This is a genomic window from Herbidospora yilanensis (genome assembly GCF_001570565.1).
GTDB lineage: Bacteria > Actinomycetota > Actinomycetes > Streptosporangiales > Streptosporangiaceae > Herbidospora > Herbidospora yilanensis.
Map to the genome: position 1 here is coordinate 745,929 of NZ_BBXE01000013.1, position 16,426 is coordinate 762,354.

The window sequence follows — 16,426 nt, forward strand, 5'->3', positions numbered from 1 at the left end:
AATTATGTAGTGGCGAGCCGCTCTTTGCCGCCGTCGAGCGCCGTCAGAACGAGCGGGCCTTCCGCGGTGACCGCGACGCTGTGCTCGAAATGCGCCGACGCCTTGCCGTCCTGGGTGACGACCGTCCAGTCGTCGGCCAGCACGCGGGTCTGGTCGGTGCCCAGGTTGACCATCGGCTCGATCGCCAGGCACATGCCGGCCTCCAGCTTCGGGCCCCGGCCGGGCTTGCCGTGGTTGGCCACCCACGGGTCCATGTGCATCTCGGTGCCGATGCCGTGGCCGCCGTACTCCTGGGGGATGCCGTAGCGGCCCTGGGAGCGCACGTAGCGCTCGACCTGGTGCCCGACGTCCGACAGGTGGGCGCCGACCTTCAGGGCCCGGATGCCGGCCCACATCGAGTCCTCGGTGACCCGGATCAGCTCCAGCAGCTTCGGGTCGACCTCTCCCACCGGGACGGTGACGGCCGAGTCGCCGTGCCAGCCGTCGAGGATCGCGCCGCAGTCGATCGAGATGATGTCGCCCTCGCGGAGCGGCCGCGCGTCGGTGGGGATCCCGTGCACGACCTCCTGGTTGACCGACGCGCAGATCGTCGCGGGGAAGCCCTGGTAACCCTTGAACGACGGGATCGCGCCCTCGTCCCTGATCGCCTTCTCGGCGATGGCGTCGAGGTCGAGCGGCGTCATGCCCGGCTCGACCGACCGCCTCAGCAGGTCGAGCGTGCGCCCGACGACGAGGCCGGCCGCGCGCATCTTCAGGATCTGCTCGGGCGACTTGATCTGGATCCCGTGCTTGTTCTTCCGAAACATTCCTTAGGCACCCCTTGGGTGGATCAACTTTCAGGGGCATATGCCCGATTAATACATTGTCCACTACATGCGGAACGCCACCCCACGTCATCCGTGAGGTGGCGTTCCGAGTGGATCTTGCGGGTCAGCCTTCGTCTTCGGTGTGACCGCGCGTGAACTTGCGCAGTTCGCCCATCGCGCGGGCGGTCACCTCTTCGACGGGGCCGGTCGCGTCGACGCCGCGCAGGATGCCCTCGTCGGCGTAGAAGTTGATCAGCGGCGACGTCTGCTCCTGGTAGACCTCCAGGCGGTGCCTGATGGTCTCCTCGCGGTCGTCGTCACGCTGGAACAACTCGCCGCCGCAGGCGTCGCAGACGCCCTCCTTCTTGGGCGGGTCGAAGTCGACGTGCCAGACCTTGCCACACGAACGGCAGGTGCGACGACCCGCGAGGCGGCGGACCACCTCGTCGTCGTCGACCACGAGTTCCAGCACCAGGTCGAGCCCGGAGCCCAGGTCAGCCAGCATCTTCTTGAGGACCTCGGCCTGCGCCACGTTCCGCGGGAATCCGTCGAGCAGGAAACCGTCCTGCGCGTCGTCTTCCGCGAGGCGACCGCGGACCATCGCGATCGTGACCTCGTCGGGAACCAGGTCCCCGCGGTCCATGTAGGTCTTGGCCAGCTTTCCGAGCTCCGTGCCACCCGACACGTTGGCGCGGAAAATGTCACCTGTCGAGATTTTCGGGATCGACAGATGTGATGCGATGAACTGGGCCTGCGTCCCCTTGCCCGCTCCGGGGGGCCCGACCAGGACGAGACGCACTATCTCAGGAAGCCCTCGTAGTTGCGCTGCTGGAGCTGGCTCTCGATCTGCTTCACCGTGTCGAGACCGACACCCACCATGATCAGAATGCTCGTTCCTCCGAACGGGAAGTTCTGGGTAGCGCCGGCCAGCGTGAGGGCGAAGATCGGGACCATGGAGATAAGGCCCAGATACAGCGACCCCGGTGCGGTCAACCGGGTGAGCACGTAGTTCAGGTACTCGGCGGTCGGCCGGCCCGGACGGATGCCCGGAATGAACCCACCGTACTTCTTCATGTTGTCGGCGACTTCAACGGGGTTGAAGGTGATGGACACGTAGAAGTACGTGAAGAACACGATCAGGAGGAAGAAGGTCGCCATGTAGATCGGGGTGTCGCCGGAACCGAAGTTCTGGGCGATCCACTCGACCACGACGTTGCTCTCCTGGCTGTTGGCGAACAGCGTCACCAGCAGCTGAGGCAGGTAGAGCAGCGAGGAGGCGAAGATGACCGGGATGATGCCGGCCTGGTTGACCTTCAGCGGGATGTAGGTCGAGGTGCCGCCGTACATCCGGCGGCCGACCATGCGCTTGGCGTACTGCACCGGGATGCGGCGCTGGGCCTGCTCCACGAAGACGACCGCGGCGATCATGAAGATGCCGACGATCATGACGATCGTGAAGGTGAAGGCGCCCTTCTGCCGGAAGATGTTCATCAGTTCCGACGGGAAGACCGCGATGATCTGAGTGAAGATCAGGATCGACATGCCGTTGCCGACGCCGCGGTCGGTGATGAGCTCACCGAGCCACATGATGACGGCGGTACCCGCGGTCATCGTGATGACCATCACGACGACGGTGAAGATGTCGTCGTTGAGCAGGATCGGGAGATCGTTGGCGGAGGTGCCGAACAACTGTCCGGACCGGGCCAGCGCGACGAAGGCCGTCGACTGGAGAACCGCCAGGCCGATGGTGAGATACCGGGTGTACTGTGTGATCTTCGCAGTGCCCGCCTGGCCCTCCTTCTTGAGGGCTTCGAGGCGAGGGATCACGACAGTCAGCAGCTGCAGGATGATGCTGGCCGTGATGTAGGGCATGATGCCCAGCGCGAACACTGAAAGCTTCAGCAACGCGCCGCCACTGAAGAGCTGGACCATCCCGTAGATGCTGCTGAGTTCGCTAGATTGAGCCGCTTCCAGAGCCTTACGGGCGTTCTCCGTGTTCACACCGGGCGTCGGCAGCACCGAGCCCAGGCGGAAGATCACAATGATACCCAGGGTGAAAAGCAGCTTCTTGCGCAGGTCCGGCGTCCGGAATGCCCGGGTAAGAGCGGTTAGCACGGTCCCTCCTGCGCGCCAGAGACGCGGTAACGGTGAGCGATGGTGCGGGGGTCGTCCATCGGCAGGTCTTCTTGCGGGTCTTACCAAAACAACAGGTCTTACAAATGACAAACGAGCGGTTTGACAGTGAGACTCGGCTCACTGTCCAGCGAACTCTAACGCACTACGGGCGCGGAGGCTCATAACGAGCCCCCGCGCCTCGTGATGCGTGAGGCCTACAGCTCCGTGGTGGAGCCGCCGGCCGCGGCGATCTTCTCCTTGGCACTGGCGGAGAAGGCGTGCGCCTGCACGTTCAACGCCACGGAGATCTCGCCGGTTCCGAGAACCTTGACCAGTTCGTTCTTCCGGACCAGACCGTTCGCCACCAGGTCGGCGACGGTCACGTCGCCACCGGAGGAGAAGACCTCGCCCAGCTTGTCAAGGTTGACGACCTGGTAGGTCGTCTTGAACAGGGAGTTGGAGAAGCCCTTCAGCTTCGGCAGCCGCCGCTGGAGCGGAACCTGGCCACCTTCGAAGCCGAGAGGCACGGTGGTACGGGAGTGGGAACCCTTCGTACCACGACCGGACGTCTTGCCCTTGGAGCCCTCGCCGCGGCCCTTGCGGACCTTGGCCTTGTTGGCACCCGGAGCGGGACGCAGGTCATGAATCTTCAGCGGTGCGTTCTCAGTCATGACTAGTCGACCTCTTCAACCTCGACGAGGTGCGTCACGACGGCGACCATCCCGCGGATCTCGGGACGGTCCTCCTTCACGACGACGTCGCCGATTCGCTTCAGGCCAAGCGAACGCAGCGAGTCACGCTGGTTCTGCTTGCCGCCGATCTTGGACCGGGTCTGCGTGATCTTCAGGCGGGCCATGTTCAGCTCCCCGCCTTCGCAGCGGCGGCGGCCTCGGCGAGACCCTCGGCGCGCGCCTTGAGCATCGCCTTGGGGGCGACGTCCTCGATCGGCAGACCACGGCGGGCGGCGATCTCCTCGGGGCGCGAGAGGCCCTTCAGAGCCGCCACGGTGGCGTGCACGATGTTGATCGGGTTGTCCGAGCCGAGCGACTTGGACAGCACGTCGTGGATCCCGGCGCACTCCAGGACCGCGCGCACCGGGCCACCCGCGATGACACCGGTACCGGGCGAGGCCGGACGCAGCAGGACGACGCCGGCGGCGTCCTCCCCCTGCACGGTGTGCGGGATGGTGCCCTGGATGCGCGGCACCTTGAAGAAGTGCTTCTTGGCCTCCTCGACACCCTTGGCGATCGCCGCGGGCACCTCCTTGGCCTTGCCGTAGCCGACCCCGACGAGGCCGTTGCCGTCGCCGACGATGACCAGCGCGGTGAAGCTGAAGCGCCGACCACCCTTGACGACCTTGGCCACGCGGTTGATCTTCACGACGCGCTCGATGTACGAGACGCCCTTCTCCTGGGCGCCACCGCGGCGATCGTCACGACGTTCCCGCCGCTCGCCACCGCCGCCGGCACCCCGACGCGGAGCTCCAGCCATCAGTGGTTCCTCTTCTCATTGCTCATAGGACGGGTCATCAGAAACTCAACCCGCCTTCACGGGCGCTGTCCGCCAGGGCCGCGATGCGGCCCGCGTAGCGGTTGCCACCGCGGTCGAAGACGACCGAAGTGATCCCGGCGTCCTTGGCCCGCTGAGCGAGAAGCTCGCCGACCTTCTTCGCCTTCTCGGTCTTGTCGGCCTCAAGGGAACGCAGCGAGGAGTCCATGGTGGACGCGCTCACGATCGTGTGACCCTTGCCGTCGTCGACGATCTGCACGAACAGGTGCCGCGCGGACCGGTTCACGACCAGGCGCGGACGCTCCAGCGTGCCGACGACGTTCTTCCGCACACGGCGGTGGCGGCGGGCTCGCGAAATGGCGCGAGCGGCGCTGTGCTTGCCGTACTTCGCAGCCATGACTACTTACCAGCCTTTCCGACCTTCTTGCGGACGACTTCGCCCTGGTAGCGCACGCCCTTGCCCTTGTACGGGTCGGGCTTGCGCAGCTTGCGGATGTTGGCCGAGACCTCGCCGACCTTCTGCTTGTCGATCCCGTCCACGTGGAACAGGGTCGGCTTCTCGACGCGGAAGGAGATGCCCTCCGGCGCGTCGACGATCACCGGGTGGCTGAAGCCGAGCGAGAACTCGAGCTGCGTCGGGCCCTTGGCCTGAACGCGGTAGCCGACGCCGACGATCTCCAACGTCTTCGAGTAACCCGCGGTCACACCGGTCACCATGTTGGCGATCAGGGTGCGGGACAGGCCGTGCAGCGCACGGACCTTGTTCTCGTCGTTGGGACGGGTGACGGCGAGATTGCCGTCGTCACCGCGCGAAACCTCGATGGGCTCGGCGACGGTGTGAGAAAGCGTGCCCTTCGGGCCCTTGACCTGGACACTCCGGCCGTCGATCGTGATGTCGACACCGCTCGGTACAGGGATGGGCAGCCGTCCGATTCGCGACATGCTGTGGTTCCTCCCCTCTTACCAGACGTAGGCGAGGACTTCCCCGCCCACTCCGCGCTTGCCGGCCTGCTTGTCGGTCATCAGGCCGCCGGACGTCGAGATGATCGCGACGCCCAGCCCGCCCAGGACTCGGGGCAGGTTGTCCTTCTTGGCGTAAACCCGCAGGCCGGGCTTGGAAACCCGGCGGATGCCGGCGAGCGAACGCTCACGGCTCGGGCCGAACTTCAGCTCCACCACGAGGTTCTTTCCGACCTTGGCGTCTTCGACGCTCCAGGACTGGATGTAGCCCTCCTGCTGGAGGATCTCGGCGATGTGCGCCTTGATCTTCGAGTACGGCATGGTCACGGTGTCGTGATACGCCGAGTTCGCGTTACGCAGACGCGTCAGCATGTCTGCGATCGGGTCGGTCATCGTCATGATCGATGGCCCTCCTCGCCGCGGTTTCCCAAAAATGAAGGGGACCTACGGCGTAGTGATGCTCTGGAATTACCAGCTGGACTTGGTGATGCCGGGCAGCTCGCCCCGGTGCGCCATCTCGCGGAAGCACACGCGGCACAGGCCGAACTTACGGTAGACGGCGCGCGGGCGGCCGCAGCGCGAACAACGAGTGTACGCCCGGACCTCGAACTTCTGCTTGCGGGCCGCCTTGACCTTCAGTGACGTCTTCGCCATTTAGATCAGGCCTCCTTGAACGGGAAACCGAGCAGCTTCAGCAGCGCGCGGCCCTCGTCGTCTGTGCGGGCGGTCGTGACGACCGTGATGTCCATACCGCGCTGCCGGTCGACCTTGTCCTGGTCGATCTCGTGGAACATGACCTGCTCGGTGAGACCGAAGGTGTAGTTGCCGTGCCCGTCGAACTGCTTGGGCGACAGACCACGGAAGTCGCGGATACGCGGCAGGGCCAGCGACAGCAGGCGGTCGAGGAACTCCCACATGCGGTCGCCGCGCAGCGTGACGTGCGCGCCGATCGGCATGCCCTCACGCAGTTTGAACTGCGCGATGGACTTGCGGGCGCGGACGACGGCCGGCTTCTGGCCGGTGATGGCGGTGAGGTCGCGAACCGCGCCCTCGATCAGCTTGGAGTCGCGAGCGGCCTCGCCGACGCCCATGTTCACCTTGATCTTGGTGAGCCCGGGGGTCAGCATGACGTTCTCGATGCCGAACTGCTCGCGCAGCTGGGCCGCGATCTCCTCGCGGTACTTCTGCTTGAGACGGGGGGTCACCCGCTCAGCGGTCTGGGCAGTCACTTGGCGTCCTCGTCCTTCGGCTTCTCGTCATCCTTGAGCTTCTTGACGTTGCTCACGTGGATGGGGGCCTCCAGGGTGGTGACGCCGCCTTCCTTGGCGCCGCGGGGACCCTGGTTGGTCTCCTTCGAGTGCTTCTTGATCATGTTCACGCCGGCGACGATCACGCGATCCTCGGTCGGCAGCGCGGCGATGACCCGGCCCTTGGCGCCCTTGTCCTTGCCCGCGATGACCTGAACCAGGTCACCCTTCTTCACGTGCAGCTTCCCCATTTAGAGCACCTCCGGCGCCAGCGAGATGATGCGCATGAACTTCTTGTCACGCAGCTCGCGGCCGACCGGGCCGAAAATACGCGTGCCCCGGGGGTCGCCACTGTCCTTGATGATGACCGCGGCGTTCTCGTCGAACTTGATGTACGACCCGTCCTGACGGCGGCGCTCCTTGACGGTGCGGACGATGACGGCCTTGACGACGTCACCCTTCTTCACACCGCCGCCGGGGATCGCGTCCTTGACGGTGGCGACGATGATGTCGCCGATCCCGGCGTAGCGACGCCCAGAGCCACCGAGAACGCGGATGCAGAGGATCTCCTTGGCACCCGTGTTGTCGGCGACCTTGAGTCGCGACTCCTGCTGAATCACAGCTGAACTCCTGATGTGTCGTGCCGGTTCTCGGGGCGGGCCCCGAGCCTGGCCGAACCTACATGTCTTGTCCCTCGGCGCCAGACGAACCGCCGCCGCGGGCGAACCTCCCGTACGCGAGAGGCTCCTTGGACACCGTCATGGGGGCCGGGCCGAAGCACGGCCCCCACGAGGCGCGATCGCGTTATATTACTTGGCCCGCTCGAGGATCTCGACCACACGCCAGCGCTTGGTCGCCGACAGCGGACGGGTCTCCATGAGGAGGACACGGTCGCCGACGCCGGCGGTGTTCTCCTCGTCGTGAGCCTTGTACTTGGTCGTACGGCGGATGACCTTGCCGTACAGCGGGTGCTTCACACGGTCTTCGACGGCGACGACGACGGTCTTGTCCATCTTGTCGCTGACGACCAGGCCCTCACGGGTCTTGCGGTAGTTCCGCGTGGTCTTCTCGTCCGTGCTCGAAACGGTCTCGACGTTCTCAGTTGTTTCAGCCATCGCTCGGCTCCTTCTCGACCGTGACGATTCCAAGCTCGCGCTCGCGCATCACGGTGTAGATACGGGCGATCTCGCGGCGGACGGCGCGCAGCCGCCCGTGGCTCTCCAACTGTCCGGTCGCCGCCTGGAAGCGGAGGTTGAACAGCTCCTCCTTGGCCTCCTTGAGCTTCTGGACGAGCACCTCCCCGTCCTCCACGCGCAGCTCACCGGCGGTCAGGCCCTTAGCCATCACGCCTCACCCACTTCACGCTTGACGAACCGGCACTTCATGGGCAGCTTGTGCATCGCACGGCGCATCGCCTCGCGGGCGATGGGCTCGGCGACACCCGACAGCTCGAACATGACGCGACCGGGCTTGACGTTGGCGATCCACCACTCGGGCGAACCCTTACCGGAACCCATTCGCGTTTCCGCGGGCTTCTTGGTGAGGGGACGGTCGGGGTAGATGTTGATCCACACCTTGCCGCCACGGCGGATGTGCCGGGTCATGGCGATACGAGCCGACTCGATCTGACGGTTGGTCACGTAGGAGTGCTCAAGCGCCTGAATGCCGAACTCGCCGAACACGACCCGGGTGCCGCCCTTGGCGGCTCCGCTGCGGTCAGGCCGGTGCTGCTTGCGGTGCTTGACCCTGCGCGGGATCAGCATGGTCAGCTCCCTTCAGCACCCGGCTGCTCCGCCGGGCCGGTCTCGGGGGCGGCCTGGGCGGCCGCCTCATTGCGGGGGGCGCGGTCGCCACGACCGGCACCGGCGCCACGGCGCGGACGGTCGCCACCGCCACGACGGGGACGCTCGGCGCCGCCGCCACGACGGTCGTTGTCGCGACGCTGGCCACCGGCGCGGGCGCCGGCAGCGGCGGCCTCACGCTCGGCGCGGCTGGTCGGGGCCTCGCCCTTGTAGATCCAGACCTTCACGCCGATGCGGCCGAAGGTCGTCTTGGCCTCGTAGAAGCCGTAGTCGATGTCGGCGCGGAGCGTGTGCAGGGGCACGCGGCCCTCGCGGTAGAACTCCGAACGCGACATCTCCGCGCCGCCCAGACGACCCGAGCACGCGACCCGGATGCCCTTGGCGCCGCTCTTCATCGCCGACTGCATCGCCTTGCGCATCGCGCGGCGGAACGAGACACGGCTGGAGAGCTGCTCGGCCACGCCCTGCGCGACGAGCTGCGCGTCGATCTCGGGGTTCTTGACCTCGAGGATGTTGAGCTGAACCTGCTTCTTGGTCAGCTTCTCCAGGTCGCCGCGGATGCGGTCGGCCTCCGCACCACGACGGCCGATGACAATGCCCGGCCGGGCGGTGTGGATGTCGACCTGGACGCGGTCGGTCGTGCGCTCGATCTCGACCTTGGAAATGCCGGCCCGCTCCATGCCCTTCTGCAGCATGCGGCGGATCGCCACGTCCTCGGCGACGTACGACTTGTAGAGCTTGTCGGCGTACCACCGGCTCTTGAAGTCGGTCGTGATGCCGAGGCGGAACCCGTGCGGGTTAACCTTCTGACCCACTAGCGGGCCCTCCCCTTCGGCTCGCGGGACTCCACGATCACGGTGATGTGGCTGGTCCGCTTGTTGATCCGATAGGCGCGACCCTGGGCGCGGGGGCGGAACCGCTTGAGCGTCGGGCCCTCGTCGACCCACGCGCGGCTCACGACCAGCGTTTCGCGGTCGAGCTTGAAGTTGTGCTCAGCGTTCGCGATCGCGGACGAGAGGACCTTGTAAACGGTCTCGCTCGCCGCCTGCGGCGCGAACTGCAGCACGGCCTGCGCCTCCGAAGCGCCCAGGCCGCGAATGAGGTCCACCACGCGGCGGGCCTTCCGGGGCGTGTGGCGCGCGTACCGCGCCTGTGCCCTGGCTTCCATCGCTGTCTCCTATTGCTTTTCGAAGGACGCTTACCGCCGGCTGCGGCGGTCTTCCTTGACGTGGCTGCGGAAGGTCCGCGTGGGCGCGAACTCGCCGAGCTTGTGGCCGATCATCGACTCGGTGACGAACACCGGGACGTGCTTGCGGCCGTCGTGGACGGCGATCGTGTGGCCGAGCATGTCGGGCACGATCATGGAGCGCCGCGACCACGTCTTGATGACGTTCTTGGTGCCCTTCTCGTTCTGGACGTCCACCTTCTTCTGAAGGTGGTCGTCCACGAAGGGACCCTTCTTAAGGCTACGTGGCATATCGGCTGCTCCTACCGCTTCTTCCTCTTGCTCCGACGCCGGATGATCAGGCGGTCGCTGGCCTTGTTGGCCTGGCGGGTGCGGCCCTCGGGCTTGCCCTTCGGGTTCACCGGGTGGCGACCACCGGAGGTCTTGCCCTCACCACCGCCGTGCGGGTGGTCGACCGGGTTCATGGCGACACCACGGACGGTCGGGCGCTTGCCCTTCCACCGCATACGGCCGGCCTTACCCCAGTTGATGTTGGCCTGCTCGGCGTTGCCGACCTGGCCGATCGACGCCCGGCAGCGGATGTCGACCTGGCGCATCTCGCCGGACGGCATACGCAGCGTGGCGTACATGCCCTCCTTGGCGAGGAGCTGGATCTGCGCGCCGGCGCTGCGGCCGAGCTTGGCGCCACCACCCGGACGGAGCTCCACCGCGTGGATGAAGGTACCGGTCGGAATGTTGCGGAGCGGCAGGCAGTTGCCCGGCTTGATGTCGGCGCCGGGGCCGTTCTCGATGCGGTCGCCCTGCTTGATGCCGGTCGGCGCGAGGATGTAGCGCTTCTCGCCGTCGGCGTAGTGCAGCAGGGCGATACGGGAGGTGCGGTTCGGGTCGTACTCGATGTGAGCGACCTTGGCCGGGATCCCGTCCTTGTCATGGCGTCGGAAGTCGATGATCCGGTACGCCCGCTTGTGGCCGCCACCCTGGTGCCGGGCGGTGACCCGCCCGTGGACGTTACGGCCGCCCTTGCTGTGCAGGGGGGCAAGCAGCGACTTCTCGGGCGTGCTGCGCGTGATCTCGGAGAAGTCCGAGACGCTCGCGCCGCGGCGACCCGGGGTCGTCGGCTTGTATTTACGGATGCCCATCTTTTTCGTTCATCCCTGTCTAATTGCCGCGCCTCCGGCGCGGCGGGTTTGGCCGCTTTCAGCGGCTGTCTTCCCTCGTCGCTTCGGGTCGCTTCGCTCCCCTGCGCTCCTCAGTCCAGACAGCCGCGCGGCCAAACCACCTACTCGTCTTTGGCCTACCGCTACGAGTGCGGTTTGCCTTCTATCAGCCGATCTGGCCGAAGATGTCGATGCGCTCGCCCTCAGCCAGGCTGACGATCGCCCGCTTGGTGCCCGGGCGCTGGCCGTAGCCGAAGCGGGTGCGCTTGCGCTTGCCCTGGCGGTTGATGGTGTTGACGCCGGTGACCTTGACACCGAAGATCTGCTCGATGGCGATCTTCACCTGCGTCTTGTTCACACCCTGCTTGACCAGGAACGTGTACTTGTTGTGCTCGTCGATCAGGCCGTAGCTCTTCTCGGAGACGATCGGCTTGATGATGATGTCGCGCGGGTCGGTGATCTTGTCCATCAGGCGTCTTCCTTCCCGCTGTTCTCCAGGCGGGCCACGACGTCGTCGTAGGCCTCCTTGGTGAAGACGACGGCGTCGCTGCACAGCACGTCGTACGTGTTGAGCTGGCCGGCGTCCAGGAGGTGGACCTCCGGGGCGTTGCGCAGGCTCAGCCAGGTGAGCTCGTCGTGCTCGGTGACGACCACGAGCACGCTGCGCGAGCCGGTGATCTTACGGAGCGCCTCGAGCGCGGTCTTGGTCTTGGGCGTGTCGCCGGTGACCAGAGAGCTGACGACGTGCACGAGGTTGCCGCCGGCCCGGTCGGACAGGGCCTGGCGCAGGGCCGCGGCCTTCATCTTCTTGGGCGTGCGCTGGACGTACGAGCGCGGCTGCGGGCCGTGGACGGTGCCACCGCCGGTGAACTGCGGCGCGCGGGTCGAACCCTGACGGGCCCGGCCGGTGCCCTTCTGGCGGTACGGCTTCTTGCCACCGCCGGACACCTCGCCACGGGTCTTGGTGGCGTGGGTGCCCTGGCGGCGAGCCGCGAGCTGGGCCACGACGACCTGGTGGATCAGCGGCACGTTGACCTTGGCGCCGAAGATGCTCTCGGGCAGGTCGACGGTGTCGCCGGTCTTGGCGCCGCTCGCGTCGAGGACGTCAATGGTGCTCACTTGGCAGCCCCCTTCTTGGCAGCGGTGCGGATGAGGACCAGGCTGCCGTTCGCGCCGGGGATCGCACCCTTGATCAGGATGAGGCCCTTCTCGGCGTCGACGGCGTGCACCTTCAGGCTCTGGATGGTGGTGCGGACGTTGCCCATCCGACCGGCCATGCGCAGGCCCTTGAAGACGCGGCCCGGGGTGGCGCAGCCACCGATGGAGCCGGGCGAGCGGTGCTTGCGCTGGGTACCGTGCGAGGCGCCCAGGCCCTTGAAGCCGTGACGCTTCATGACGCCCGCGAAGCCCTTGCCCTTGCTCTTGCCGGTGACGTCGACGAACTGGCCGGCCTCGAAGGTGCCGGCGGTGACTTCCTGGCCGAGGGTGTACTCGGAGGCGTCGTCGGTGCGGACCTCGACGAAGTAGCGGCGCGGGGTGATGTCGTGCTTGCGCAGGTAGTCGCCCAGCGGCTTGTTCACCTTGCGCGGGTCGATCTGACCGAAGCCGAGCTGGATGGCGGAGTAGCCGTCACGCTCGGGAGTGCGGACCCGGGTCACCACGCACGGACCGGCCTCCACGACGGTGACCGGGACGATCCGGTTGCCGTCGTCGAAGACCTGGGTCATGCCGAGCTTCTTGCCCAGGACGCCCTTGATCTGGTTAGCCATGTCAGTGCGTTCCCTCAGAGCTTGATCGAGATGTCGACGCCGGCAGGCAGGTCGAGACGCATGAGCGAGTCGACGGTCTTGGGCGTCGGGTCGATGATGTCAATCAGCCGCTTGTGCGTACGCATCTCAAAGTGCTCGCGGCTGTCCTTGTACTTGTGCGGCGAACGGATCACGCAGTACACGTTCTTCTCGGTCGGCAGGGGCACCGGGCCCGCGACCTTGGCGCCCGTACGCGTCACCGTCTCGACGATCTTCTTGGCCGAGCTGTCGATGACCTCGTGGTCATAGGCCTTGAGCCGAATGCGGATCTTCTGTCCCGCCATAATGGCCTCGGTGTCCTTCGCTGTCGTCTGAACAAGTAACGTGCGGCAGGTTGCCGCTATGTGTCCGTGATCCGGCAGTCACTTCGGAGACCCGAAGCGGCTGCGGGATCACGGCAGGTGGAGCAATGTGATGGCCGGGTCCGTGTGGACCCGGCCATCGGGTACTACTTGATGATCTTGACCACGTTGCCGGCGCCGACCGTACGGCCACCCTCACGGATGGCGAACTTGAGGCCGTCCTCCATGGCGATGGGCTGGATCAGCTGGACGGTCATCTCGGTGTTGTCACCGGGCATGACCATCTCGGTGCCCTCGGGCAGGTTCACAACACCGGTCACGTCAGTCGTACGGAAGTAGAACTGCGGACGGTAGTTGTTGAAGAACGGCGTGTGGCGGCCGCCCTCGTCCTTGCTCAGGATGTAGACCTGGGCCTCGAACTCGGTGTGCGGGGTGGTCGTGCCCGGCTTGATGATGCACTGGCCGCGCTCGACGTCCTCACGCTTGATGCCACGGAGGAGCAGACCGACGTTGTCACCGGCCTGGCCCTCGTCGAGGAGCTTGCGGAACATCTCGACACCGGTGACGGTGGTCGTGGTGCTCTTCTCCTTGATGCCGATGATGTCGACGGTCTCGTTGACCTTGACGACACCACGCTCGATACGGCCGGTCACGACGGTGCCGCGGCCGGTGATCGAGAAGACGTCCTCGATCGGCATCAGGAACGGCTTGTCGATCGCGCGGGTGGGCTCCGGCACGTTCTCGTCGACGGCGGTCATGAGCTCGATGATCGAGTCGCCCCACTTCTCGTCGCCCTCGAGCGCCTTGAGCGCCGAGACGCGGACGACGGGCAGGTCGTCACCGGGGAACTCCTGAGCCGAGAGGAGCTCGCGAACCTCGAGCTCGACGAGCTCCAGGATCTCCTCGTCGTCCACCATGTCGGCCTTGTTCAGGGCGACGACGATGTAGGGGACGCCGACCTGGCGGGCCAGGAGGACGTGCTCCTTCGTCTGCGGCATGGGGCCGTCAGTAGCGGCGACCACCAGGATGGCGCCGTCCATCTGCGCCGCACCGGTGATCATGTTCTTGACGTAGTCGGCGTGACCAGGGCAGTCGACGTGCGCGTAGTGGCGCTTCTCCGTCTGGTACTCGACGTGGGCGATCGAGATGGTGATCCCGCGGGCCTTCTCCTCGGGCGCCTTGTCGATCTTGTCGAACGGGGTCGCCTCGTTGATCTGCGGGAAACGGTCGTGAAGCACCTTGGTGATCGCCGCGGTCAGAGTCGTCTTGCCGTGGTCGATGTGCCCAATGGTGCCGATGTTCACGTGCGGCTTGTTCCGCTCGAACTTGGCCTTGGCCACTGGTCTGTCTCCTTAGAGATTTCTGACTGACTTCATTCGCCAGGTCCCACCGGCCGCGAGAGCGGCCGGTGGTTAGCGACGGAATTACTCGCCGCGGACCTTCGCGACGATCTCCTTGGCGATGCCCGGGGGCACCTCCGCGTAGGAGTCGAACTGCATGCTGTAGCTCGCGCGCCCCTGCGTCTTGCTACGCAGGTCGCCCACGTAGCCGAACATCTCGGAGAGCGGAACAAGCGCCTTGACGACACGGGCACCGGCCCGCTCGTCCATGGCCTGGATCTGCCCGCGACGACCGTTGAGGTCGCCGATGACGTCACCCATGTAGTCCTCGGGCGTGGTGACCTCGACGGCCATCATCGGTTCGAGGAGAACGGGGTCGGCACGGCGCGCGGCCTCCTTGAAGACCATCGAGCCGGCCATCTTGAAGGCCATTTCGGACGAGTCGACCTCGTGGTAGGCGCCGTCCTGCAGGGTGACCTTGACGCCGACCATCGGGTAACCGGCCAGCACGCCGAACTCGGCGGCCTGCTGGGCGCCCGCGTCGACCGACGGGATGTACTCCCGCGGGATGCGGCCACCGGTGACCTTGTTCTCGAACTCGTAACCGTCGTTGCCCTCGCCCAGCGGCTCAAGGTCGATGAGGACCTTGGCGAACTGGCCGGAACCACCGGTCTGCTTCTTGTGCGTGTAGTCGATCTTCTCCACCTTGCGGCGGATCGTCTCACGGTACGCGACCTGGGGACGACCGACGTTCGCCTCGACCTTGAACTCGCGGCGCATGCGGTCGACCAGGATCTCCAGGTGAAGCTCGCCCATGCCGTGGATGACGGTCTGGCCGGTCTCCTCGTCGCGGCGGACCTGGAAGGACGGGTCCTCCTCCGCCAGACGCTGGATCGCGGTGCCGAGCTTCTCCTGGTCGCCCTTGGTCTTGGGCTCGATCGCGACGCTGATGACCGGCGCCGGGAACGTCATCGACTCGAGGACGACCTGGTTCTGGATGTCGGACAGGGTGTCACCGGTGGTGGTGTCCTTCAGTCCCATCACGGCGACGATCTGACCGGCGACCGCGGACGGCCGCTCCTCACGCTTGTTGGCGTGCATCTGGTAGATCTTGCCGATCCGCTCCTTCTTCCCCTTCACCGAGTTGATCACGGTCGTGCCGGATTCAAGGGTGCCGGAGTAGAGGCGGATGTAGGTGAGCTTGCCCAGGTGGGGGTCGCTCATGATCTTGAAGGCCAGCGCGGAGAACGGCTCGGTCACGTCGGGGCGACGCTCGATCACCTTCTCCTCGTCGTTGACCGCGTGGCCCTTGAAGGCCGGGATGTCGGTCGGCGCCGGGAGGTAGGCGACGATCGCGTCGAGCAGGGGCTGCACGCCCTTGTTCTTGAACGCGGTGCCGCACAGGACCGGGTTGATCGAGCTCGTCAGCGTGGCGCGGCGGATGGCCGCGACCAGCTGCTCCTCGGAGGGCTCGACACCCTCGAGGAAGAGCTCCATCAGCTCGTCGTCGTTCTCGGCCACGGTCTCGACCAGACGGTCGCGCCACTCACGGGCGGTCTCGGCGTGGTCGGCGGGGATGTCGACGGTGTCGTACATCTCGCCCTTGGCCGCCTCGGCGCTCCAGATCAGGCCCTTCATCTTCACCAGGTCGATGACGCCCTTGAAGTCGGCCTCGACGCCCCAGGGAAGCTGGATGACCGCGGGGGTCGCGCCCAGCCGGCTGATCATCATGTCGACGCACCGGTGGAACTCCGCGCCGACCCGGTCCATCTTGTTGACGAAGCAGATACGGGGAACGTCGTAGCGGTCGGCCTGCCGCCAGACCGTCTCCGACTGCGGCTCCACCCCGGCGACACCGTCGAACACCGCGACGGCACCGTCGAGGACCCGGAGCGAGCGCTCCACCTCGATGGTGAAGTCGACGTGGCCCGGCGTGTCGATGATGTTGATGGTGTGGCCGAGCCACTCACAGGTCGTCGCGGCAGACGTGATCGTGATGCCGCGCTCCTGCTCCTGCTCCATCCAGTCCATCGTGGCAGCGCCCTCGTGGACTTCACCGATCTTGTAGTTGATCCCGGTGTAGAACAGGATGCGCTCGGTCGTGGTGGTCTTGCCCGCGTCGATGTGGGCCATGATCCCGATGTTGCGGACCTTGGCCAGGTCAAGCGTGGTCGCCACTGCTCTCGCGTCCTCG

General features: G+C 66.1%; 26 protein-coding genes. All 26 read right to left on the reverse strand.

All coding sequences use genetic code 11. The features are described from left to right. Positions 1–2: 2 nt before the first annotated feature. The gene (map, locus tag AW273_RS03480; protein ID WP_062345044.1) at positions 3–806 is read right to left on the reverse strand and encodes a type I methionyl aminopeptidase; all 804 of its coding nucleotides are present in this window, start codon (positions 804–806) and stop codon (positions 3–5) included. 124 nt (positions 807–930) lie between these two features. Continuing rightward, on the reverse strand, positions 931–1,605 hold the full coding sequence (locus AW273_RS03485) for an adenylate kinase (RefSeq protein ID WP_062345046.1): 675 nt from the start codon (positions 1,603–1,605) through the stop codon (positions 931–933). Beyond that, a complete protein-coding gene (gene secY, locus AW273_RS03490; RefSeq protein ID WP_030451482.1) occupies positions 1,605–2,921 on the reverse strand; it encodes a preprotein translocase subunit SecY in 1,317 nt (438 codons plus the stop codon). The genes AW273_RS03485 and secY overlap by 1 nt, the downstream gene beginning before the upstream one ends. Before the next feature lie 215 nt (positions 2,922–3,136). Continuing rightward, complete coding sequence (rplO, locus tag AW273_RS03495) at positions 3,137–3,592, reverse strand: 50S ribosomal protein L15 (protein ID WP_030451483.1); 456 nt, start codon at positions 3,590–3,592, stop codon at positions 3,137–3,139. A gap of 2 nt (positions 3,593–3,594) precedes the next feature. After that, positions 3,595–3,777, reverse strand: coding sequence for a 50S ribosomal protein L30 (gene rpmD / locus AW273_RS03500; protein WP_030451484.1), 183 nt, complete (start codon positions 3,775–3,777; stop codon positions 3,595–3,597). Between the two features lie 2 nt (positions 3,778–3,779). Next, positions 3,780–4,412, reverse strand: a complete 633-nt coding sequence (rpsE, locus tag AW273_RS03505; protein WP_030451485.1) for a 30S ribosomal protein S5 — start codon at positions 4,410–4,412, stop codon at positions 3,780–3,782. A 37-nt stretch (positions 4,413–4,449) separates the two neighbouring features. Next, positions 4,450–4,827: a 50S ribosomal protein L18 gene (rplR, locus tag AW273_RS03510; protein WP_062345048.1), complete on the reverse strand. Its 378-nt coding sequence runs from the start codon at positions 4,825–4,827 to the stop codon at positions 4,450–4,452. A gap of 2 nt (positions 4,828–4,829) precedes the next feature. After that, positions 4,830–5,372: a 50S ribosomal protein L6 gene (gene rplF / locus AW273_RS03515; RefSeq protein ID WP_030451487.1), complete on the reverse strand. Its 543-nt coding sequence runs from the start codon at positions 5,370–5,372 to the stop codon at positions 4,830–4,832. An 18-nt stretch (positions 5,373–5,390) separates the two neighbouring features. Next, the gene (rpsH, locus tag AW273_RS03520; RefSeq protein WP_030451488.1) at positions 5,391–5,789 is read right to left on the reverse strand and encodes a 30S ribosomal protein S8; all 399 of its coding nucleotides are present in this window, start codon (positions 5,787–5,789) and stop codon (positions 5,391–5,393) included. Between the two features lie 69 nt (positions 5,790–5,858). Continuing rightward, a complete protein-coding gene (locus AW273_RS03525; protein WP_030451489.1) occupies positions 5,859–6,044 on the reverse strand; it encodes a type Z 30S ribosomal protein S14 in 186 nt (61 codons plus the stop codon). A gap of 5 nt (positions 6,045–6,049) precedes the next feature. Beyond that, complete coding sequence (gene rplE / locus AW273_RS03530; protein ID WP_030451490.1) at positions 6,050–6,619, reverse strand: 50S ribosomal protein L5; 570 nt, start codon at positions 6,617–6,619, stop codon at positions 6,050–6,052. Continuing rightward, the gene (gene rplX, locus AW273_RS03535) at positions 6,616–6,879 is read right to left on the reverse strand and encodes a 50S ribosomal protein L24 (protein ID WP_202610623.1); all 264 of its coding nucleotides are present in this window, start codon (positions 6,877–6,879) and stop codon (positions 6,616–6,618) included. The genes rplE and rplX overlap by 4 nt, the downstream gene beginning before the upstream one ends. Before the next feature lie 9 nt (positions 6,880–6,888). Continuing rightward, complete coding sequence (rplN, locus tag AW273_RS03540) at positions 6,889–7,257, reverse strand: 50S ribosomal protein L14 (protein WP_030451492.1); 369 nt, start codon at positions 7,255–7,257, stop codon at positions 6,889–6,891. Positions 7,258–7,446: 189 nt separating this feature from the next. After that, positions 7,447–7,752 (reverse strand): 30S ribosomal protein S17, encoded by a 306-nt coding sequence (gene rpsQ, locus AW273_RS03545; RefSeq protein ID WP_062345050.1) that lies wholly within the window; start codon positions 7,750–7,752, stop codon positions 7,447–7,449. Then, complete coding sequence (gene rpmC / locus AW273_RS03550) at positions 7,745–7,981, reverse strand: 50S ribosomal protein L29 (RefSeq protein WP_030451494.1); 237 nt, start codon at positions 7,979–7,981, stop codon at positions 7,745–7,747. The genes rpsQ and rpmC overlap by 8 nt, the downstream gene beginning before the upstream one ends. Beyond that, positions 7,981–8,400, reverse strand: coding sequence for a 50S ribosomal protein L16 (gene rplP / locus AW273_RS03555; RefSeq protein ID WP_030451495.1), 420 nt, complete (start codon positions 8,398–8,400; stop codon positions 7,981–7,983). Before rplP ends, rpmC begins: the two co-directional genes overlap by 1 nt. A gap of 2 nt (positions 8,401–8,402) precedes the next feature. Further along, the gene (gene rpsC, locus AW273_RS03560) at positions 8,403–9,254 is read right to left on the reverse strand and encodes a 30S ribosomal protein S3 (protein WP_030451496.1); all 852 of its coding nucleotides are present in this window, start codon (positions 9,252–9,254) and stop codon (positions 8,403–8,405) included. After that, a complete protein-coding gene (gene rplV, locus AW273_RS03565) occupies positions 9,254–9,607 on the reverse strand; it encodes a 50S ribosomal protein L22 (protein ID WP_030451497.1) in 354 nt (117 codons plus the stop codon). Before rplV ends, rpsC begins: the two co-directional genes overlap by 1 nt. Positions 9,608–9,637: 30 nt before the next feature. Beyond that, positions 9,638–9,916 (reverse strand): 30S ribosomal protein S19, encoded by a 279-nt coding sequence (rpsS, locus tag AW273_RS03570; protein ID WP_012887835.1) that lies wholly within the window; start codon positions 9,914–9,916, stop codon positions 9,638–9,640. An 11-nt stretch (positions 9,917–9,927) separates the two neighbouring features. Further along, positions 9,928–10,764, reverse strand: coding sequence for a 50S ribosomal protein L2 (gene rplB / locus AW273_RS03575; protein WP_030451499.1), 837 nt, complete (start codon positions 10,762–10,764; stop codon positions 9,928–9,930). Between the two features lie 184 nt (positions 10,765–10,948). Then, positions 10,949–11,251, reverse strand: a complete 303-nt coding sequence (rplW, locus tag AW273_RS03580) for a 50S ribosomal protein L23 (protein ID WP_062337777.1) — start codon at positions 11,249–11,251, stop codon at positions 10,949–10,951. Beyond that, entirely contained in the window at positions 11,251–11,901 is a 651-nt protein-coding gene (gene rplD / locus AW273_RS03585; protein WP_030451501.1) for a 50S ribosomal protein L4, read from the reverse strand. Before rplD ends, rplW begins: the two co-directional genes overlap by 1 nt. Further along, a complete protein-coding gene (gene rplC, locus AW273_RS03590) occupies positions 11,898–12,551 on the reverse strand; it encodes a 50S ribosomal protein L3 (RefSeq protein ID WP_062337781.1) in 654 nt (217 codons plus the stop codon). The genes rplD and rplC overlap by 4 nt, the downstream gene beginning before the upstream one ends. Before the next feature lie 14 nt (positions 12,552–12,565). Next, the gene (gene rpsJ / locus AW273_RS03595; RefSeq protein ID WP_012887830.1) at positions 12,566–12,874 is read right to left on the reverse strand and encodes a 30S ribosomal protein S10; all 309 of its coding nucleotides are present in this window, start codon (positions 12,872–12,874) and stop codon (positions 12,566–12,568) included. 164 nt (positions 12,875–13,038) lie between these two features. Further along, positions 13,039–14,232, reverse strand: a complete 1,194-nt coding sequence (tuf, locus tag AW273_RS03600; protein WP_062345052.1) for an elongation factor Tu — start codon at positions 14,230–14,232, stop codon at positions 13,039–13,041. An 84-nt stretch (positions 14,233–14,316) separates the two neighbouring features. Next, positions 14,317–16,410 (reverse strand): elongation factor G, encoded by a 2,094-nt coding sequence (gene fusA / locus AW273_RS03605; RefSeq protein ID WP_083949469.1) that lies wholly within the window; start codon positions 16,408–16,410, stop codon positions 14,317–14,319. Between the last annotated feature and the right edge of the window lie 16 nt (positions 16,411–16,426).